Annotated in this window: 17 protein-coding genes; 9 read left to right on the top strand and 8 right to left on the bottom strand. The window is 29.9% G+C overall.

The window, feature by feature from the left end:
- Nucleotides 1–39 precede the first annotated feature (39 nt).
- From EGD97_RS04840 to chvE, 5 genes are all read right to left on the bottom strand, one after another.
- A complete protein-coding gene (locus EGD97_RS04840; RefSeq protein WP_127836613.1) occupies nucleotides 40–1,065 on the bottom strand; it encodes a substrate-binding domain-containing protein in 1,026 nt (341 codons plus the stop codon).
- 37 nt (nucleotides 1,066–1,102) lie between these two features.
- Nucleotides 1,103–2,134 (bottom strand): ABC transporter permease, encoded by a 1,032-nt coding sequence (locus EGD97_RS04835; protein WP_127836612.1) that lies wholly within the window; start codon nucleotides 2,132–2,134, stop codon nucleotides 1,103–1,105.
- Nucleotides 2,135–2,312: 178 nt separating this feature from the next.
- Nucleotides 2,313–3,476: a multiple monosaccharide ABC transporter permease gene (gene mmsB, locus EGD97_RS04830; protein WP_127836611.1), complete on the bottom strand. Its 1,164-nt coding sequence runs from the start codon at nucleotides 3,474–3,476 to the stop codon at nucleotides 2,313–2,315.
- Entirely contained in the window at nucleotides 3,477–5,015 is a 1,539-nt protein-coding gene (gene mmsA, locus EGD97_RS04825; RefSeq protein ID WP_127836610.1) for a multiple monosaccharide ABC transporter ATP-binding protein, read from the bottom strand. It lies immediately after the preceding gene.
- Between the two features lie 84 nt (nucleotides 5,016–5,099).
- On the bottom strand, nucleotides 5,100–6,215 hold the full coding sequence (gene chvE / locus EGD97_RS04820; RefSeq protein ID WP_323052674.1) for a multiple monosaccharide ABC transporter substrate-binding protein: 1,116 nt from the start codon (nucleotides 6,213–6,215) through the stop codon (nucleotides 5,100–5,102).
- 353 nt (nucleotides 6,216–6,568) lie between these two features.
- Here chvE and EGD97_RS04815 point away from each other — a divergent pair, with 353 nt between their 5' ends.
- From EGD97_RS04815 to EGD97_RS04775, 9 genes are all read left to right on the top strand, one after another.
- On the top strand, nucleotides 6,569–7,360 hold the full coding sequence (locus EGD97_RS04815; protein WP_127836609.1) for a DeoR/GlpR family DNA-binding transcription regulator: 792 nt from the start codon (nucleotides 6,569–6,571) through the stop codon (nucleotides 7,358–7,360).
- 1 nt (nucleotide 7,361) lies between these two features.
- The gene (locus tag EGD97_RS04810) at nucleotides 7,362–8,858 is read left to right on the top strand and encodes a sugar ABC transporter ATP-binding protein (RefSeq protein ID WP_164850159.1); all 1,497 of its coding nucleotides are present in this window, start codon (nucleotides 7,362–7,364) and stop codon (nucleotides 8,856–8,858) included.
- 135 nt (nucleotides 8,859–8,993) lie between these two features.
- Complete coding sequence (locus EGD97_RS04805) at nucleotides 8,994–9,980, top strand: biotin--[acetyl-CoA-carboxylase] ligase (RefSeq protein ID WP_127836607.1); 987 nt, start codon at nucleotides 8,994–8,996, stop codon at nucleotides 9,978–9,980.
- 17 nt (nucleotides 9,981–9,997) lie between these two features.
- Nucleotides 9,998–11,566: a type I restriction-modification system subunit M gene (locus tag EGD97_RS04800; RefSeq protein WP_127836606.1), complete on the top strand. Its 1,569-nt coding sequence runs from the start codon at nucleotides 9,998–10,000 to the stop codon at nucleotides 11,564–11,566.
- Nucleotides 11,563–12,702, top strand: a complete 1,140-nt coding sequence (locus EGD97_RS04795) for a restriction endonuclease subunit S (RefSeq protein WP_127836605.1) — start codon at nucleotides 11,563–11,565, stop codon at nucleotides 12,700–12,702. The genes EGD97_RS04800 and EGD97_RS04795 overlap by 4 nt, the downstream gene beginning before the upstream one ends.
- On the top strand, nucleotides 12,699–15,800 hold the full coding sequence (locus EGD97_RS04790) for a type I restriction endonuclease subunit R (protein ID WP_127836604.1): 3,102 nt from the start codon (nucleotides 12,699–12,701) through the stop codon (nucleotides 15,798–15,800). The genes EGD97_RS04795 and EGD97_RS04790 overlap by 4 nt, the downstream gene beginning before the upstream one ends.
- 235 nt (nucleotides 15,801–16,035) lie before the next feature.
- The gene (locus EGD97_RS04785; protein ID WP_127836603.1) at nucleotides 16,036–16,281 is read left to right on the top strand and encodes an NAD(P)H-dependent oxidoreductase subunit E; all 246 of its coding nucleotides are present in this window, start codon (nucleotides 16,036–16,038) and stop codon (nucleotides 16,279–16,281) included.
- Nucleotides 16,282–16,298: 17 nt separating this feature from the next.
- Entirely contained in the window at nucleotides 16,299–18,020 is a 1,722-nt protein-coding gene (locus tag EGD97_RS04780) for a [Fe-Fe] hydrogenase large subunit C-terminal domain-containing protein (RefSeq protein ID WP_127836602.1), read from the top strand.
- The gene (locus tag EGD97_RS04775) at nucleotides 18,017–19,189 is read left to right on the top strand and encodes a SpoIIE family protein phosphatase (protein WP_127836601.1); all 1,173 of its coding nucleotides are present in this window, start codon (nucleotides 18,017–18,019) and stop codon (nucleotides 19,187–19,189) included. The genes EGD97_RS04780 and EGD97_RS04775 overlap by 4 nt, the downstream gene beginning before the upstream one ends.
- Before the next feature lie 86 nt (nucleotides 19,190–19,275).
- Here EGD97_RS04775 and EGD97_RS04770 read toward each other — a convergent pair whose 3' ends face one another.
- The 3 genes from EGD97_RS04770 to EGD97_RS04760 form a co-directional block, all read right to left on the bottom strand.
- Nucleotides 19,276–19,614, bottom strand: a complete 339-nt coding sequence (locus EGD97_RS04770; RefSeq protein ID WP_078682329.1) for a hypothetical protein — start codon at nucleotides 19,612–19,614, stop codon at nucleotides 19,276–19,278.
- A 111-nt stretch (nucleotides 19,615–19,725) separates the two neighbouring features.
- Nucleotides 19,726–20,112: a hypothetical protein gene (locus EGD97_RS04765; RefSeq protein ID WP_127836600.1), complete on the bottom strand. Its 387-nt coding sequence runs from the start codon at nucleotides 20,110–20,112 to the stop codon at nucleotides 19,726–19,728.
- 182 nt (nucleotides 20,113–20,294) lie between these two features.
- Nucleotides 20,295–20,714: a hypothetical protein gene (locus EGD97_RS04760; protein WP_127836599.1), complete on the bottom strand. Its 420-nt coding sequence runs from the start codon at nucleotides 20,712–20,714 to the stop codon at nucleotides 20,295–20,297.
- Between the last annotated feature and the right edge of the window lie 145 nt (nucleotides 20,715–20,859).

The raw sequence follows: 20,859 nt of genomic DNA, 5'->3' as shown, positions 1-20,859 counted from the left end.
GTTGTAATATAATACTTAATATGAAATATTTTTATATTACTATTTTTCATAAAAAGAATCAACATTTTCCTTAGTTACAACACTTACTCCTGTATCAACAAAACGTGGAAGAGGATTTATTTTTTTATTTTTCCAATCTTTTGAAGGATTTATTAAATTGTGTTTAAGCTGATATAAAAAATTCATTGATTGATAACCCATAACATAAGTTTCTTGAGCTATAGAAGCAGAAATAATTCCTGATTTAATTGCATCTAAAGTTCCTTTTTCAGTGTCAAAACTTACTATCTTAACCTGACCTGCTTTGTTGGCTTCTTTTACAGCTGTAGCAGCTCCTACCCCGCTAGTAGCATCTGTACAAAATACTCCCTTAATATTAGGATGAAGCTGAAAAAAAACTGAAAGTACTTTTGCAGCCTCTGTTGGATCACTTTTACCATTTCCAATTTCAATAAGTTTTAAATTTTTATATTCTTTTTCTAATGCCTCTTTAAATCCAGCAGCCCTCTGCTCATGGTTTTGCTGCATTGGAAGAGTTATTATAACAACCTCACCTCCATCTTCTCCTATCTGTTCTGAAAGAGTTTTTGCCGCAACATATCCAGCATATTCATTATCAGTTGCAAGTGTTGAATATCTTTTACTTTTTGGAGAATCTGCATCAAAAGTAACAACAGGTATTCCTAAATCTACAGCTTTATTTATAGGTGCAGCTAAAGCATCTGGATTTATACATGATATAGCAATTCCTGCAGGTTTTTTAGCAATAATTTGTTCTAAAATTGTTACTTCTTGATTTATATCATATTGAATAGAACCTGTGTAAACTGTTTTAATTCCATATAATTTCCCAGCATCTTCAAACCCTCTATAAGCACTTTTCCAATACTCCATACCAGATTGAAAAGTTATCATATAATATTCTTCATTTTTATCTCCAAGCATAGGACTATATGATTTTTCACTTTGAATATATTCATTTTTTTTAGCACATCCACTTATTCCAATAATTAAAGCAGCAAATAAAGATGTCATAAATAAAATATTTTTCTTCTTATTTAACATAAAAAGTCCCTCCATATGACTTTTAAACAATATAAAATTAAAAATTTGATTTTACTTTTAAATTTTTAATTCTATTTTGATGTCTTATATAATCTATTGTAACAGCTCCAATCAAAATAATGCCATTTATTAAATCCTGCCAATAAACAGGTACATTTAAAAGTATAATACCATTATTTATTAAATTTATAAAAACCAGTCCAAGAAAGGAGCCCAAAATACTTCCTTCTCCTCCACTAAGACTTGCTCCCCCAATAATTGCTGCTAAAATACATCTCATACTAACATCAGTACCCAATCCTATTGTAGGAACAGCAACAGTAAATCTTGCCATATTAAGTATTCCAGCAATACTTGACAATAAAGCTACTAACATATAAATTTGTATTTTAAGCTTAGAAGTATTTATTCCTGCAAGAATGGCTGCTTTTTCATTACTTCCAGTATAAAATACTTTTCTCATAATATCAGATTTCCTTACCATAAAATCTCCTATAATAGTTATTAGTAAAAATACAAAAACTATAAGAGGAAGTCCTAAAACTTTACCTTGTCCTAAAAATTCAAAAGATTTAGGAACCCCAAATAATGATATAGGATAACCTTGAGTAAGAACATAAGATCCTCCTCTAACTATACTCATAACAGCCAAAGTTGTTATAAAAGGATTTAACCCAACTTTACCTATAAAAAATCCATTTAAAAATCCACATAATACACCTGCAATTAAAGCTATAAAACATGAAATCCAAATATTTATACCTGCTGTAAATAAGGCTCCAGCAATTACGCCGCTTAAAGCCATAACTGCTCCTGTAGAAAAATCAAAACCTCCTGAGATTAATGCTATTGTCATTCCCACTGTTATAATACCATCTGTAGAAAATCCTATTATTGTTGCCATTAAATTATCTTTTGTTAAAAAATTAGGTGAAAGGATACTTAGTACAATAATAATTATTAATATAATAAATAATACTGTAGCCTCTCTAAAAGAACCAATCTTTTTCCACAGTTTCTTTGCTCTAAAGCTTAAATTTTTTCTTTTAATTCCTATATCAGAATTCATAGTTAAGCTCCCCTTATATAAAAATAATTTTATACATAAACGTTTTCTATATTGTTAAGTATACCAGTTTTATATCAATTATGTAAATGTCTTTTATGTTCCACAAACAAAAATTTACAAATAAAGTAAGAAAAGGTTTGTCGCAGGAAACCTTTTCTTACTTATTAATATTTTAATATTATGAATTCTTAGATTTTGTAAAAATATCAAAAGCTACAGCAATTAGCAAAACTAAGCCTTTAATAGCTTGCTGCCAATCAATTCCTATACCCATTAAAGACATACCATTGTTCATAACCCCCATTACGAGTCCCCCTATGATAGCCCCAATTATAGTACCAACTCCACCACTTGCTGAAGCTCCTCCTATATAGCAAGCCGCTATAGCATCAAGTTCAAAATTTGTACCTGCTTTAGGTGTTGCTGCATTTAATCTTGCTGTAAATACAAGCCCTGAAAGTGCTGCAAGCATGCCCATATTTACAAAAACTAAAAATACATTTCTCTTTGTTTTTACTCCAGAAAGTCTTGCTGCTTTTTCGTTACCACCTAGTGCATATATATGTCTTCCTAAAATAGTTTTGCTAGCTACAAATGAATAAATAAGAATTAATATAAATAGCAATATAAGAACATTAGGAATTCCTTTATACTTAGCTAAGGTAATAGTAAAGGCATTTATTGCAGCTGAAATTAAAACTATTTTAGCTATAAAGAATTTTTGGGAAATAACTTCAAAATTATATTTCTTTTGATTGTTTCTATTATAAATTTCAAACAATATATATACTACTGTAAAAATTATACCTATAATAATAGTTGTTATGTGTATTTCTTTTCCATTAAAAATATCAGGCACAAAACCAGAACTTATTTTTTGAAATTCTTTAGGAAAAGGTGCCATAGAAGTACCATTTAAAGTTACCATGGTAAGTCCTCTAAATATAAGCATACCAGCAAGAGTAACTATAAATGCAGGTATTTTTACATAAGCAACCCAAAATCCCTGCCAAGCTCCTATAACTGCTCCTATTGCTAAACATATCAAAATTGAAGGAATAACAGGAAGCTTCATTTTTACCATAAGTATTCCTGAAACAGCTCCTATAAAAGCGGCTGTTGATCCAACAGACAAATCTATCTGAAATGCTACTATTACTAAAAGCATACCTATTGCAAGCACCAAAATATAACTGTTTTGCAATATTAAGTTGGTTATATTTAACGGTCTTAATAAAGTTCCTTTTGATACAATCTGAAAAAATATCATTATCGATATTAATGCAATTAACATACCATATTGTCTAATATTTTTTTTAAATAAATCTTTTAAATTCTCCATTTATTGTACCCCCTGACCATGATTAATAACTAATTTCATTATTTTTTCTTGTGTTGCTTCATCTTTATTAAGCTCACCAGTAATTTTCCCTTCACTCATAACATAAATTCTATCGCACATTCCAAGTATTTCTGGAAGTTCAGAAGATATAAATATTATTGCTTTACCTTCATTAGCTAATTGATTTATGATAGTATAAATTTCATATTTTGCACCTACATCTATACCCCTTGTTGGTTCATCTAGAATTAATATATCTGGTTCTGCAAATATCCACTTACTTAAAACTAATTTTTGCTGATTTCCTCCGCTTAAATTTCCTGCCTTCTGAAGTATACTTGAACATTTAATATTAAGCTTTCTACGTAAATTTTCTGTTTGAATTATTTCTTCATTGTTATTAATAACATAATGTTTTGAAACTTTATTTAAATTAACTAAAGTAGCATTTTCCTTTATATTATCATTTAAAATCAATCCATATTCTTTTCTATCTTCTGTAATATAGGCTATACCAGCTTCTATAGCTTTATTAACTGTACTTACATTAATTTCTTTACCATTTTTTATTACTTTTCCACTTATTCGCTTTCCATATGATCTTCCAAATATGCTCATAGCAAGTTCTGTTCTTCCAGCCCCCATAAGCCCTGCAATACCAACAATTTCACCTTTACGCACATTAAAATTGGCATTGTTTACAATTTTTCTATCTTCGTTAAAAGGATGATATACAGTCCAATCCTTTACTTCAAATATAACTTCTCCTATATTAGCTTCTCTCTTTGGAAAACGATCTACTAAATCTCTCCCAACCATTCCTTTTATAATCCTATTTTCAGTTACATTATCTTTTTTCATATCTAATGTCTCTATTGTTGATCCATCACGTAATATTGTAATAGAATCTGCAACTTTAGATATTTCTCCAAGTTTATGAGTAATCAAAATTGAAGTAATTCCCTGTTTTTTAAGTTCTAACAATAAATTTAATAAATTTTCACTATCATCTTCATTTAATGCCGCAGTAGGCTCGTCTAATATAAGCAATTTAACTTCTTTAGATAAAGCTTTTGCAATTTCAACAAGCTGCTGCTTACCAACACCTAAGTTTGTAACTAAAGTAGTTGGCTGCTCATTTAATCCAACTTTTTTAAGTAATTCCCTTGTTTTATTTATAGTAATGTTCCAATTTACAATTCCTTTTTTAGCCTGTTCATTACCTAAAAATATATTTTCTGCTATAGATAAATAAGGTATTAAAGCTAGCTCTTGATGTATTATAACTATACCTAAATTTTCACTTTGCTTTATATCCTTAAACTCACACTTTTTCCCTTTAAAAAAAATATCTCCAGTATAGGTTCCATGTGGATATACGCCGCTCAATACTTTCATAAGAGTTGATTTGCCAGCCCCATTTTCCCCTAATAAAGCATGAATTTCTCCTTCTTTTACTTTTAAATTTACATTGTTAAGTGCCTTTACCCCTGGAAATGTTTTAGTTATATTTCTCATCTCTAAAATGGTATCCGACATATAATAATCATCTCCCTGCAATATTATAAATAATTTAGTGATGGCATAAAGCAATCACTAAATTATGTTTTAAAATATTAAATATTACTCAGCTAATTGCTCTTTAGTATAATATCCTGTTTCTATTAATTCTTTTTCATAATTATTCTTATCAACTGAAACAGGAACACAAAGATATGAAGGAACAACTTTTACTCCATTGTCATAAGTCTTTGTATCATTAACTTCTACTTCTTTTCCTGTTAAAATTGCATCTGCCATTTTAACAACTCTCTTAGCTAATTCTCTTGTATCTTTAAATACTGTCTGTGTCTGTTCTCCCTTTATTATTGATTTAATTGAAGGAATTTCAGCATCTTGTCCTGTAACTATTGGCATTGGTTGATTTGGAGTTCCATATCCAACACCTTTTAAAGAGGATATAACACCTATACTTATACCATCATAAGGGGATAATACTGCATGTAATTTATCTTTAGTATAATTTTTGCTCAATATGTTATCCATTCTAGACTGTGCAGTAGCACCGTCCCATCTTAATGTTGCTACTTGGTTAAAATCAGTTTGTCCACTTTTAACAACTAATTTTCCTGAATCTATATAAGGCTGTAATATTGACATAGCACCTTTAAAAAAGTAGTTTGAGTTATTATCATCTGGAGAACCTGCAAATAATTCAATATTAAATGGTCCTTTGCCTTCTTTTAATCCTAATGCTTTTTCTATATATTCTCCTTGTAAAACTCCTACCTTAAAATTATCAAAAGTTGCATAATAACTTATAGCATCCGTATTTCTAATCAAACGGTCATAAGATATAACAGGAATATTAGCATCTTTTGCCTTTGCTAATACATCTGTTAATGCTTCACCATCTATGCAGGCTACAATTAAAAGGTCTACTCCTTTAGTAATCATATTCTCTATTTGTGATACTTGATTTTCTACAACATCTTCAGCATATTGAAGGTTTGCTTTATATCCAAGTTTTTCAAGTTCTTTAACTACATTATTTCCATCATCAATCCATCTTTGTGAAGATTTTGTAGGCATTGCTATACCTATTGTTTTTGCATCTTTTGATGAACCAGTTCCTGCACTATCACCAGATGGTGCATCTGCAGGTTTTGAACTACATGCTGCTAATCCAAAAGATAATGAACTAGCAATAAGTAAAGATAAAATTTTTTTCATTTTCATTATAATTCCCCCTACACATAATTTTCAGAAATTTTCGTTTGTTTTCGTTTACAATCAAATATTATCACATTCGAAACTAAAATACAATATATTTTTAAAAAATATATTATTATTTTTTGTTTTTATGTTTTTATGCTTTTGAATTTGTTCGTTGTTTTTTCATATTTTTTTATTTTTATGTTTTATTTTTTTATTTAAATGTAATATTTTATAATCATTGTAATATGCTATTTAGTTATGTATAATAAAATTAATTGCTGCATATAGCTATTCTACATAATAAAAGCTAAATACATTTTGTTAAAAATTTTAAAGAAAATATATTTTTTAATAAATTTCCCAAGGAGGATTTTATGTTTGCTCCTGAACGATTGAGAATAATAAAGAAAATACTTTTAGATAAAAAACATATTAATGTTTCAGATTTAAGTGCTATGCTTAATGTATCTGAAGTTACTATAAGACGTGATTTAGAAAAATTAGAAAATGAAAATTTTTTAACAAGAACTCACGGTGGTGCAATTATAAATGAAGATAATGACTTTACTGAAGATAACTTGAACGAAACTGAATCTGACCCTCTTATTGAGCAAAGAACTGAAATAAGTGAAATAGCCTTTCATATGATTGATGATAATGATGTTATAATTTTAAGTCCAGGTATTACAAACTTATATATTGCAAAAAAAATAATAAATAAAAAGAACTTAACAGTACTAACTAATGATCTTAATATTGCTTCTGAATTTACTGCTAATCCAAGCACTAAAGTTATTGTACCTGGAGGAGATTTGGATCTTTCTACAATGACATTAACAGGAAAACTTACTGAAGAAAATTTAAAAAATTTCTTTGTATCAAAAGCATTTATTGAAGTTGAAGGAGTAAGTACTCAAAGAGGATATACAGTGCAAAGTATTGATAGGGCATCTGTAATAAGGGAAATGCTTAATATTACTTCTGAAAAAATAATAGTTTGTACATATAAAGCTTTTGATAATATTGCTTTTTCTCAAATAGGGCAATTAAATATAGCTGATAAGATAATAACAAACCCTTCTATACCTGATTTATACAAAAAATATTATTTTGAAAGCAATATAAAGCTTTATACTGCTTTTAACTCTTATGAAGGTGGTATTTAAAATGTTATCTCCAGTACTTAAGTTATCAAATATCAATAAAAAATTATCTGATTTTTTTTCTTTAAAAAATATTTCTATTGAATTTTACGGTGGTGAAGTTCATGTTTTAATGGGAGAAAACGGATCAGGAAAATCATCTTTAATGAATGTTATATGGGGAGCTTATCCAAAAGACAGTGGAGACATTTTAATTAATAATGTACCTGTTTCTATAAATTCTCCTATAGATGCAAAAAAATTAGGAATAGCAATGATTCATCAAAACTCTTCTTTGTTTGAAAATTTTACTGTTGCAGAAAATATTTTTATAGATAATAAACCATATTCAAATAAGCTTTTAAAAACAATAAACAAATCAAAAATGTATTCTCTTTGTGAAGATCTTTTTAATAAACTTGGCTTTTCATTAAATTGCAAAAGTATAGTTAAAGATCTAAATCTAGCCCAAAAACAGATTGTTGAAATATGCAGAGCTTATGTTTCTAATGCTAGAATTTTTATAATGGATGAACCAACTTCTTCACTTACCGACTCAGAGTCTTATCTTCTTTTTAAAATAATAGAAGAGTTAAAAAAATCTGGTGCTGCTATAATATATATTTCTCATAAACTTGAAGAAATACACAAAATAGCAGATAAAATAACAGTTATAAGAGGCGGAGAGATAATAGGTACCCAAGAAGTAAAGTCTATGGAAGTTAACAATATAATTCATATGATGACAGGTATGGAATTAAAAAATAGGTATCCTAAACTTCATGTTAAAATCGGAAAAGAAGTTTTAAAAGTTAATAATCTTAGTTCTGATAATATAATTAAAAATATAAATTTTTCTCTTAAAAAACGTGAAATTTTAGGAATAATAGGTCTTGTTGGTTCAGGAAGAACGAAGATAGCTAAATCCTTATTTGGCGTTGATAAATTAGATTTTGGGGAAATATTTATAGAAAATAAAAAAGTAAATATTAATTCTCCTAAAGATGCTATTAAAGCTGGAATAGGCTATGTTACAGAAGATAGAATTTTTAACGATCTTTTTATGTACCTAAATATACATCAAAATATAAGTGCTCCTAATATTTCTAGAGTTTCTAATAAACATATAATAGATAAAAAAATTGAAAGCAAAATTGCAAATTCATATATTAAAAGACTTAGAATAAATGCAGGTACAGTGAATAATAAAATTGCCTATTTAAGTGGTGGAAATCAGCAAAAAGTTGTTCTTGCAAAATGGATTATGTCTAAGTCTAAAATACTTATTTTAGATGAACCTACAAAAGGTATAGATATAGCTTCAAAAGTTGATGTTTATAATATAATGAATGAAATGGTTACCAAAGATGTTTCAATAATTCTTATTTCCTCTGATGTAGATGAAGTTATAGGAATGTGTGACAGAATAATGGTATTATATAATGGAAATATTGCAGCAATGCTTAAAGGCGATAATGCAACACGAGAAAATATAATGTTTTATGCAACAGGCGGTAAATAGCCATCTTTAAATAACCACTAAAATTATTATAATCTCATTAAAAATATTTCTACTTTAATTATTTTTCTATATTATATTTAATTCGTGGTAAATATATAATATAAATTATGTAATGGAATAAGGACGGTAATACAATTGAAAAAACAAATATTAAAATTACTTAAAGAAAATAATAATGATTTTTTATCTGGAGAATATATAAGCCGTACATTAGGGGTAAGCCGCAGTGCTATATGGAAACATATAAAACAGCTAAAAGAAGAAGGTTATAAAATAGAGGCTGTATCAAATAAGGGTTATAAATTAAAATCTTCTCCTGATTTATTAACTTTAGAAGAAATAGAGCCTTATTTAAATAGCTCTGTTATTGGAAGAAATTTTGTTTATTTTAATTCTATTGATTCTACTAATAACGCAGCAAAAAAAATAGCTGATGATGAAAATTCCCATGGCACTGTTTTAATAAGTGAAGAACAAACAAATGGGAAGGGACGTCTTGGAAGACATTGGATATCTCCTAAATATAAAGGAATATGGATGTCTATTATTTTAAAACCAAATTTAGATCCTATAGATGCATCTAAGATTACTCAAATAGCTGCTGCTGCAGTAACTTTATCTTTATTAGAAATGAATATAAAAGCTTCAATAAAATGGCCTAATGATATAATTCTAAATCACAAAAAAGTATGTGGTATATTAACAGAAATGAACGCAGAACTTACAAATATACATCATGTTATTGTAGGAATTGGAATTAATGTAAATGCAGATAAAGAAGATTTCCCTGATGATTTAAAAAATATAGCTACTTCTTTAAAAATAGAAAGTAATAATAAAATTAATCGTCAAATACTTACCGCTAAAATATTGAATAATTTTGAAATTTTGTATGATAAATTTATAAATAATAATGATATAGAGTCTTCTTTAAAAATATGCAGGGAATATTCTGCTATTTTAGGCAGTGAAATAATAATAATAAATAAAGGAAAAAAAGTTTCTGCCAAAGCTTTAGATATTGATGAAGAAGGAAAACTTATAGTAAAATATTCTAATGGTAATATAGAAAAAATCATATCTGGAGAAATTTCTATAAGAGGAAAAGAAAGCTACATTTAAAGAAGGGAAGTAAAGATATGACTGACAATATAAAAGAACAAGAACGTGCAGAACTGCACCGCACAATATGGAATATGGCAAATGATTTAAGAGGCAGTGTAGATGGCTGGGACTTTAAACAATATGTCCTCGGTATGTTGTTTTACCGTTACATATCTGAAAATATCACTGCCTACATTAATAAAGGAGAATGGGAAGCTGGAAACACTGAATTTGACTATGCTAAGCTCTCCGATGAAGAAGCAGAACAGGCAAGAGAGGATTTAGTAAAAACAAAAGGCTTTTTTATACTGCCTAGTGAGCTTTTCGAAAATGTTCGTGCTCGTGCAAAGGATGACGAAAACCTAAATGAAACATTGGAGCAGATATTTAATAACATTGAAGCATCTGCACGGGGAACAGAAAGCGAAGATAATTTCAAAGGCTTATTTGACGATATAGATGTCAACAGTAACAAGCTTGGCAGCACTGTAGCAAAACGAAATGAAAAGCTTGTTAAACTATTAAATTCAGTGGCTGAAATGAAACTTGGAGATTATAAAGATAATACCATTGATGCTTTTGGTGATGCCTATGAATTCTTAATGGGTATGTATGCATCTAATGCTGGAAAGAGTGGAGGAGAATATTATACGCCACAGGAGGTTTCTGAGTTACTAACCCACCTTACATTAGTAGGGAAAACTGAAGTAAACAAGGTATATGACCCCGCTTGTGGTTCTGGCTCCCTGCTTTTAAAATTTGCTAAAATTCTCGGAAAGGAAAATGTGAGACAAGGATTCTTCGGTCAGGAAATTAATATAACAACATATAACCTCTGCAGAATAAATATGTTCCTTCATGATATCGATTATGACAAATTTGATATAGCCCTTGGCGACACATTAACTGATCCACAACACTGGGATGAGGAACCTTTTGATGCCATTGTTTCCAATCCTCCCTATTCTATTAAATGGAAAGGAGATAGTGATCCTGTTTTGATTAACGATCCTCGCTTCTCTCCTGCAGGAGTACTTGCACCAAAATCTAAAGCAGACCTTGCTTTTATTATGCATAGTCTCTCATGGCTTGCAACAAACGGAACAGCGGCTATTGTATGTTTTCCAGGTGTACTGTATAGAGGAGGTTCCGAAAAGAAAATAAGGCAATATCTGATTGACAATAACTATATCGACTGTATCATTCAGTTACCGGATAACTTGTTTTATGGTACCAGCATTGCTACCTGCATTATGGTGCTGAAGAAGTCTAAATCAGAAAATAGCACCTTATTTATCGATGCATCAAAGGAATTTGTCAAGGTTACGAATAACAACAAGCTGACACAAGAAAATATTGAGACCATTCTTAATGCATTTAAGGAAAGAAAAGATATTGAGCATTTTGCTAGGCTTGTGCCAAACAGCGAAATTGCTGAACAAGATTATAACCTGTCTGTTTCTACCTATGTTGAACAAGAGGATACCAGAGAAAAGATTGATATTGTTGCCCTCAATGCTGAGATAGAAAAGATTGTGGCACAAGAGCAAATTTTAAGAGAAGAAATAGATAAGATTATTGCGGAAATTGAGGTGAGCAAATGAGTAAGTTAGACGAATTGATTGCTGAAATTTGCCCTCATGGGGTTGAGTTTGTTGAACTTAATGAAGTATTAGACTATGAGCAACCTACTAAGTATATTGTGAAAGGTACAAATTATGATGATTCCTATACAATTCCTGTGTTAACTGCAGGACAATCATTTGTGCTGGGTTATACAAATGAAGATTTTGGGATATATAAGGCATCTCCTGATAGTCCAGTAATTATATTTGATGATTTTACTACTTCTTTCCATTGGGTTGATTTTAACTTTAAGGTTAAATCTTCTGCAATGAAAATGTTAAGGTCTAAGGACAATGAGATTGCTAATTTAAGATTTTTGTTCCATTTAATGAAAAATATTAACTATATTCCTGTAGACCACTCTCGTCAATGGATTGGAAAATACTCTAAATTTAGAATCCCCCTCCCTCCGCTACCTGTGCAGCAGGAAATTGTCCGTATTCTGGACAATTTCACAGAGCTTACAGCAGAGCTTACAGCAGAGCTTACAGCAGAGCTTACAGCAAGAAGAAAACAGTATGAGTATTATAGGGATTTGCTATTGACATTTGGAGATGAGGTAGAGTGGAAGACTTTAGGAGAAGTTTGCGAAAAAATAGCATCCGGAAAAAACAAGTCCAGAAACGACAGTGGGGAATTTCCAGTGTATGGTTCAACTGGCATTATTGCCTATTCAGATTCCTACGCATATAATGAGGAGTTACTGCTGGTTGCGAGAGTTGGGGCTAACGCAGGATTCGTTCATAAAGCAAAAGGGCAATATGATGTCTCAGATAATACGCTAATTGTAAAACCAAAAAAAAGTTATAACCTATCATTTGCTTACTATCAGTTATTAAACATGAAGTTAAATAATTTAGCTGTTGGAGGTGGCCAACCTCTAATTACCGCTGGAAAACTGAAACAAGTTAAAATTCCGGTTCCTCCCCTCGAAGAACAAGAGCGTATTGTTGCTATACTCGACCGTTTTGACGCCCTATGTAACGATCTAACCAGTGGTCTGCCCGCTGAAATTGAAGCACGCCAAAAGCAATATGAATATTACAGAGATAAATTATTAACCTTCCCTGCCCGTTCGAAAGAGGTGAAGGAGTCAAAGGAGGTAAAAGCATGAGTATTTATAACATCGTTGCAAGTACCGATGAAGCAACGGTTGTCGCCGAATATTCCGCTCTATATAATGTCCGCTCTGAAAAATATCAGAGTGAGACTGATCTTGAGAGGGAATTTATTCACCTTTTAACATCACAAGGATATGAGTATATTACAATACACAATGAGGCTGCACTTATCTCAAATCTCCGCAGGCAGCTTGAACTTCTTAATGATTTTACCTTTACTGATAGTGAATGGGAGAGATTTTTTACAGAGTGCATAGCAAATAGCAATGAGGGTATTGTTGAAAAGACAAGAAAAATTCAAGATGACCATATTCAAATACTAAAGAGGGACGATGGAACAACTAAAAATATATTCCTTTTGGATAAAAAGAATATCCATAATAATCGCTTGCAGGTTATCAATCAATACGAAGAATCAGGCGGCAAGCATGAAACCAGGTATGATGTAACAATACTTATAAATGGATTGCCTCTTGTCCATGTAGAGCTAAAACGTCGAGGTGTATCTATACGTGAAGCTTTCAATCAGATTAACCGCTATCAGCGTGATAGTTTTTGGGCATCTTCTGGTTTATTTGAATATGTGCAGATTTTTGTAATCTCCAACGGTACTCACACCAAGTATTATAGCAATACAACAAGAAGTGCTCATATTAAAGAACAAAGTAAATATGAACGTCAAAGAAGTAAAAAAACAAGCAACAGCTTTGAATTTACAAGCTTTTGGGCAGATGCTAATAACAAAGTTATTGCTGACCTTATGGATTTTACCAGAACATTTTTTGCTAAGCACACTCTTTTAAATATTATTACAAAATACTGTGTATTTACATCCGAAGATATGCTCCTTGTTATGCGTCCCTATCAAATCGCCGCTGCTGAACGAATATTATCACGTATTGTAGTATCAACAAACTACAAAAAAATGGGTACAACAGCCGCTGGGGGATATATCTGGCATACGACAGGCTCAGGAAAGACTTTAACTAGCTTTAAAACAGCGCAATTAGCTTCTGCCTTGCCATTTATTGACAAGGTATTGTTTGTTGTTGACCGTAAAGATCTAGACTATCAAACTATAAAGGAATATGACCGCTTTGAAAAAGGTGCAGCCAATGGAAATACATCCACAAGAGTTCTTCAAAGACAATTGGAAGACAGAGATGAAAAAGGAAATCCTCACGAATATAAAATCATTGTAACCACCATTCAAAAACTGGATATATTTATTAGAAAAAATAAGCAACATGATATTTATAAAAAACATGTTGTAATAATTTTCGACGAGTGCCACCGCTCACAATTTGGCGATATGCATCAGGCTATTACAAAGGCATTTAAGAATTATCACATATTTGGCTTTACTGGGACACCTATTTTTGCTGCAAATGCTAGTTCTGGTGGTAATCCTCATCTTAAGACAACAGAGCAGGCTTTTGGCGAAAAGCTTCATACTTATACCATAGTAGATGCTATTAATGACGGAAATGTGTTGCCTTTTAGGATAGATTTTATAAATACTATCAAGATGCCAGAGTATATAAATGATAAAAAAGTCTATAGCATAGACAGAGAAAAAGCTTTGGCAGATCCACAGCGAATAAGCGAAATTGTTTCTTATGTTCTTGAGCACTTTGATCAAAAGACAAAGCGTAACAGCTTTTATACATTCTCTGCAAAATGGGAAGAACCCGATAAGAAAAACCCAAAGAAAATAATAGAAAAGCGTGAAACAAGACGTGTTGCTGGATTTAACTCAATATTTGCCGCAGACTCTATTCCAATGGCAATCAGGTACTATAATGAATTTAAAAAACAGATAGCTGAAAAAAACCGTAATCTTATAATCGCAACCATTTTCAGCTTCAGTGCAAATGAAGAAGAACCAGATGGACTCTTACCAGATGAGGATTTCAATATAGAAAACCTTGACCAAAGTTCCAGGGATTTTTTAGAATCAGCTATAAAGGACTACAATAAAACATTTAACACAAATTATGATACATCTTCAGATAAGTTCCAAAATTATTATAAAGATCTCTCTCTTCGTGTAAAGAATAGAGAGATTGATATATTAATTGTTGTTAATATGTTTTTGACAGGTTTTGATGCAACTACACTTAATACTCTCTGGGTAGACAAAAATTTAAAGCAGCATGGACTAATTCAAGCTTTTTCAAGAACAAACCGTATTTTAAACAGTGTTAAGACATATGGAAATATAGTTTGTTTTAGAGATTTAAAAGAAGAAACAGACAAAGCAATCGCCCTTTTTGGTAATAAAGATGCTGGAGGTATTGTACTTCTTAAAACATACGATGAATACTATAAAGGCTATTGTGAAAAAGGTGAGCACAAGCCGGGATATGAAGAACTTATTGCTACATTAACTACACAATATCCTCTTGGAAAACCTATTGCAGGTGAGGAAACACAAAAAGACTTTATCCGTTTGTATGGAGCAATTTTAAGGCTTAGAAATATCCTTACTTCCTTTGATGACTTTGCAGGAAATGAAATTTTATCTGAAAGAGATTTTCAGGACTATCAAAGTATTTATATTGATCTTTATCAAAAATATAGAAAAGGCTCTGATAGCAATAAAGAAACAATCAATGACGACATTGTCTTCGAGATAGAATTAATCCGTCAGATAGAAGTAAACATAGATTATATACTTATGCTTGTAGATAAATATCAAAAATCAAACTGCAAGGATAAAACTATTCTTACAACCATCGATAAAGCCATTAATTCAAGTATTGAGCTTCGCAGCAAGAAAGAGCTTATTGAGCGTTTTATAAATCAAGTCAATGTATCTACTAAGATAGATGAAGACTGGCGTAAATTTTTGCATGAGCGTAAGGAAGAGGAAATTACAGAAATAATCAAAGAAGAAAAATTAAAGCCTGAAGAAACTAGACGTTTTATTGATAATTCTTTGCAAGATGGTGTGCTTAAAACAACAGGTACTGCCATTGATAAAATTATGCCTCCTATTTCACGCTTTGGTGGCGGCAGGGCTGTTAAAAAGCAAGGAATTATTGAAAAGTTAACGAAGTTTTTTGAGAAATATTTTGGATTAGTATAAGTTTCAATTTATAATGATTTTAAAGTATTTACAAAATTATATGATAATAACATAACAAATACTTTGATTTTCTTTTAACTCCTAAATAAAAGCTTCTTTTAGGGGTTTTATTTTTTTGATTTAAATTTTTATAATTAAAATTTTAGTATTTTATTAACAAAATGAAATTGTTTTAGTTGATAATTTTTTAACAAAGTGCTATATTTATATAAAAGATTAATTTGGGAGGATTTTTATGGTTACTATAAGTATTTGTATTGGTAGTGCTTGTCACTTAAAAGGAGCTTATAATGTAATTTCTTCACTTCAAAACGAAATAGAAAAATTAAATATAAAAAATAAAGTAGAACTTAAAGCTTCATTTTGCCTTGGGCATTGTACTAATGCAGTATCTGTAAAAATTAATGATGGACCTGTACTTTCTCTAAAAGCAGATGGTGTACCTGAATTCTTAAAAGAACAGGTACTTACAAAAATTTAAGAAATGGTGGTTTTATTATGGAATTAATTAATTTTACAAAAGCAAATTGCAGAAGCTGTTATAAATGTCTTCGTTCTTGTCCTGTAAAAGCAATTAGAATAAAAAATGATCAAGCTAAAATAGTAAATGAACGTTGCGTAACATGTGGTCAATGTCTTATAGTCTGCCCACAAAATGCAAGACATATAAAATCAGATGTATATAAAATTAAAAGTTATATAAAATCAGACAAAACTGTAATAGCAGCTGTTGCTCCTTCCTTTGCTGGAGCTTTTAACTTAAAATCCTCAGGACAATTTGCAGCAGCTCTTAAAGCTCTTGGTTTTAACAAAATTTTTGAAGTAGCTTTAGGTGCAGAAATAGTTACTGAGCTTTATAAAGAATATGCTATTTCAAAAAATATGAAAAATTATATTACCACAAGTTGTCCTTCTATAAATTATTTAATAAATACTTATTATCCATCACTTTCAAAATATTTAATACCAGTAGATTCACCTATGATTGTTCTTGGAAAAATATTGAAGCAGAAATATGAAAATTGCTTTATAACATTTGTTGGTCCATGTTATTCTAAAAAATTTGAAAGCATTGATGAAGATAATATAGGAATTATAGATTCAGTTTTAACTTTTGATGAAATTTATAAATGGCTTGAAGAAGAAAATATAGATATAACTTCCCTTGAACCTATGAATTTTGATAAATCATCTAAAACCTTTGGAAAGAATTTTCCTATAATGGGAGAGCTTAAATATGAACTTATAAAAAATAAAAACTTTAATTACGATTTTATTAGTGCTGATGGTGTAGATAAGTGTATGCAGCTTTTTCAATCAATGGAAGAAAATGATATAAGTGAAGTTTTTGTAGAAGCATTCGCTTGTAGAGGAGGATGTATAAATGGTCCTGCTATGCCTAAAAATGAATTGGACTTTTTTACAAGGCAGCGAAATGTAAAAAAATATATAAAAGAAAATTCTACAAAAAATATTCCTGATTATTTAAACACAGATGTAAATATAAACTTTTCAAAGACATTTAAAACTAGAACTTTATGTAAAAGTAATTTTTCTCAAGAGAATATTTCTGAAGTTTTGAAAAAAATGGGTAAATTTAGTCCTAAAGATGAGCTTAATTGCGGGGTATGTGGTTATAATACATGCAGAGAAAAAGCTCAAGCAGTATTAGATGGAATGGCAGAAATAAATATGTGTATACATTATATAAGAAATAAAGCAGAAAGTATAGCAAATGTAGTATTTGAAACTTCACCAAATGCAATATTTACTTTAGATGAAGATTTTCTTATTAAAGATTTTAATCCAGCTTCTGAAAAAATGTTTAATATTAAATATCAAGATATTATAGGTAAACCTATTTGTCTAATTATGGATGATAGTGATTTTTATAAAGTTAAAGAAACTAAAAAAAATATAATAGGCAGAAGAATTTTTTTTGAAAATCAAGATTTAATTGTACTGGAAAATATAATATATCTTCAAAAGCAATGTTTATTTTTAGCAATAATAAATGATATAACTTTAGAAGAAAAAAGTAAAGGAGAACTTGCAAGAGTTAAAGAACAAACAATTGACGCAGCACAAAAGGTTATAGAAAAGCAAATGAGAGTTGCACAAGAAATTGCAAGTCTTCTTGGAGAAACCACCGCAGAAACGAAAGTTATTTTAACCAAACTAAAAGCCTTAGCTCTTGGCGAGGTGAATGAAAATAGATGAATACTTTTATAGATATTTCATATAACAGTTTAAACAAAAGTGGTGAAGAGCTTTGCGGTGATAAGGTAGAGATTATTAAGACTTCTAAAGAAATTATAATCGTAATGGCAGATGGTCTTGGAAGTGGGGTTAAAGCCAACATACTCTCTACTCTTACTTGTAAAATTGCAGGCACCATGCTTAAAGAAGGCTTAAGTCTTTATGAAACGGTAGATACAATAGCCCACACTCTACCTGTATGCAACATAAGACAACTTGCTTATTGTACTTTTACTATAATTAAAATTGATAATAGCGGAAATGTTCATGCTCTTGAATATGATAATCCTTCATATTTTCTTATAAAAAATAATATAATAACTACTCCAAAGAAAAAACAAATTATTATTAAAGATAAGCTTATAAATGAAAGCAACTTTAAACTTGATATAGGAGATGTACTAACTGTTGTAAGTGATGGTGCTGTACATGCTGGTGTAGGTGCAATACTAAACTTAGGATGGCAATGGGAAAATATTGCTGATTATTTAGAAAGACTTGTTTCTAAAGAAAAATGTGCTGCTAATATTTCAAAAGATTTATTGGTAACATGTCAAAATTTATATGCAGGTAATCCAGGCGATGATACTACTGTAGTTGCAGTTACTATGAGAAAACCTGAATGTGTAAATATATTTACAGGACCTCCTAAAGATCCTAAAAATGATCCTATTGTTATATCAAAACTTATAAAAAGCGAAGGTAAAAAGGTTATATGTGGAGGTACCGCTGCAAATATAGCTGCACGAGAGCTTAAAGAGGATATAGAAGTTAATCTACAGTATTATGATTATTCTGTTCCCCCTACTGCTAAAATTAGAGGACTAGATTTAGTAACTGAAGGAGTTTTAACTTTAAGCAAGGCTTTAGAAAAAATAAAATCTTATTTAAATAGCTCTTTAGAAGATAAAATATCTCTCAATTTAAATGGTAAAGATGGAGCTTCAAAACTTGCTAAACTTCTTATAGAAGATTGTACTCATTTAAATTTTTTTGTAGGTACGGCTATAAATCCAGCTCATCAAAATCCAAATTTCCCTTTAGATTTAAGCATAAAGGTTACTGTAGTAGAAAATTTAGCCGAAGTTATGAGAAAACTTGGTAAAATTGTTAATATAGAATATATATAATTTAAAGAATATTTACACTCAATTATAAAGCCCTTGCTATTACGCAAGGGCTAATATTTATTAATTTATTTTAAATTCTTCTGTTTTTACCATCCACTACCAACTGCATTATGAACAAATGCTGATATTCTATCTACTGGAATATCTACTATTGAACCAAATCCTCTATCAGCATCGCATCTTATTCCACTTGGTAATACATTCCCATCATCACATCTAGGATGAGAATATTTATCACAACAGTTTCCAAGTGCACAACCTGGAGCTGGACCTATTTGAGTAATAAGTCTTACAAAATTGCAGTTTACGCTAGCTAATACACCTGTAAAACCTCTCCCTGATTCTCCTCCACTAGTTGTAAAAATTGTTACAGTTTGTCCAATGTGTCTTGCTAAATTATTTACTAAATTATATGAATTTGCCATCCTATGTGTCCTCCTTTCTTATATTTAAGCTTTTAAGGACCTTTGTCCTAATATATAGTATGTTACTATATAAATAATGTTCCAAAGTATAAATATAATTTTTTAAAAAATTTATACAGCATTATGAACAAAAGCTGTAATTTTATTTATTGGTATGTTTATTACTATTCCTAATGAATTTTTTTTAATATCTTCAATTTTACACTCACTTTCTAAATCTATAACTGGAGGATTCATAGCTTTAGATAGTATTTTTATATAATCTTTTTTTATATCTAACAAAACTCCTGTAAATCCCAAATCTCCATCTTTATTACCTATAACATATACTACTATTGTTTGCCCCATATATTTAAAAAGGCTTTGAATAAATGTATCATCTTCTAAGTATATCTTAGTTCCTTTTATGTTTTTAGTTTCACAGTTTTTATTTGAATTTATATATATTTTATTCTTTTTTTTAGTTCTTATATTAAATATATTTACATTTCTTCTCACTATATATTACCGCCCTTAAAAATATTTACTATATTATAATATGTAAATATTCATTATACTGTTACCTAATACTATTATCTAAAAAAGTAGCTGCTATGCAGCTAACTAAATAGTTATATGCATAGCAGCCTTTAAATTCATCTTAAATTAAATATAAATTTTATTTTAATTTAATAATGTTTTTACCATCCGCCGCCTACAGCATTATGAACAAATGAAACTATTTTATCTACTGGAATATCTACTACACAGCCAAGACCATGGTTGCCTCTACAATCTATTCTTCTTTCATTAGGAGTATAATTTGCTTGATTTTGAACATTCTTATCATCATTTGAAGAATTTTTTTCTCCATCTATACATAAATAATCATCTTGAATGTTTCTTAAATTCATTGGGTACTGGTACTGATAATCGCAGCAATTCCCAAGTGCACATGCTGGTGCAGGTCCTATTTGAGTAATAAGTCTTATAAAATCTGGATTTACCATTGCGAGCACACCAGTAAAGCCTCTTCCTGATTCTCCCCCACATGCAGCAAATACCGTAACAGTTTGTCCAATATAATTTGAAATATTATACATAAAATTATTAGCCATCATCTTATGTGTCCTCCTTTCTTATTTAAAAGATTATTAGGACTTTTCAATCCTGCTATATATTATGTAGATTATATTATAAGTGCCACCAGATTTTATAATATAATATAGCTCTTTTGACTAAAATATAAATTATCAAAATTTAAAA

Source organism: Clostridium prolinivorans, assembly GCF_004011155.1.
Classification (GTDB): domain Bacteria; phylum Bacillota; class Clostridia; order Clostridiales; family Clostridiaceae; genus Clostridium_AT; species Clostridium_AT prolinivorans.
The sequence above is the reverse complement of the archived record's forward strand: the minus strand, read 5'-3'. Positions and strand labels throughout refer to the sequence as shown.

Excerpts from the sequence above, each read along its gene's own strand:
- EGD97_RS04840 (WP_127836613.1), bottom strand. The coding sequence starts at position 1,065 with ATGTTAAATAAGAAGAAAAATATTTTATTTATGACATCTTTATTTGCT.
- EGD97_RS04835 (WP_127836612.1), bottom strand. The coding sequence starts at position 2,134 with ATGAATTCTGATATAGGAATTAAAAGAAAAAATTTAAGCTTTAGAGCA.
- mmsB (WP_127836611.1), bottom strand. The coding sequence starts at position 3,476 with ATGGAGAATTTAAAAGATTTATTTAAAAAAAATATTAGACAATATGGT.
- mmsA (WP_127836610.1), bottom strand. The coding sequence starts at position 5,015 with ATGTCGGATACCATTTTAGAGATGAGAAATATAACTAAAACATTTCCA.
- chvE (WP_323052674.1), bottom strand. The coding sequence starts at position 6,215 with ATGAAAATGAAAAAAATTTTATCTTTACTTATTGCTAGTTCATTATCT.
- EGD97_RS04815 (WP_127836609.1), top strand. The coding sequence starts at position 6,569 with ATGTTTGCTCCTGAACGATTGAGAATAATAAAGAAAATACTTTTAGAT.
- EGD97_RS04810 (WP_164850159.1), top strand. The coding sequence starts at position 7,362 with ATGTTATCTCCAGTACTTAAGTTATCAAATATCAATAAAAAATTATCT.
- EGD97_RS04800 (WP_127836606.1), top strand. The coding sequence starts at position 9,998 with ATGACTGACAATATAAAAGAACAAGAACGTGCAGAACTGCACCGCACA.
- EGD97_RS04795 (WP_127836605.1), top strand. The coding sequence starts at position 11,563 with ATGAGTAAGTTAGACGAATTGATTGCTGAAATTTGCCCTCATGGGGTT.
- EGD97_RS04790 (WP_127836604.1), top strand. The coding sequence starts at position 12,699 with ATGAGTATTTATAACATCGTTGCAAGTACCGATGAAGCAACGGTTGTC.
- EGD97_RS04785 (WP_127836603.1), top strand. The coding sequence starts at position 16,036 with ATGGTTACTATAAGTATTTGTATTGGTAGTGCTTGTCACTTAAAAGGA.
- EGD97_RS04780 (WP_127836602.1), top strand. The coding sequence starts at position 16,299 with ATGGAATTAATTAATTTTACAAAAGCAAATTGCAGAAGCTGTTATAAA.
- EGD97_RS04775 (WP_127836601.1), top strand. The coding sequence starts at position 18,017 with ATGAATACTTTTATAGATATTTCATATAACAGTTTAAACAAAAGTGGT.
- EGD97_RS04770 (WP_078682329.1), bottom strand. The coding sequence starts at position 19,614 with ATGGCAAATTCATATAATTTAGTAAATAATTTAGCAAGACACATTGGA.
- EGD97_RS04760 (WP_127836599.1), bottom strand. The coding sequence starts at position 20,714 with ATGATGGCTAATAATTTTATGTATAATATTTCAAATTATATTGGACAA.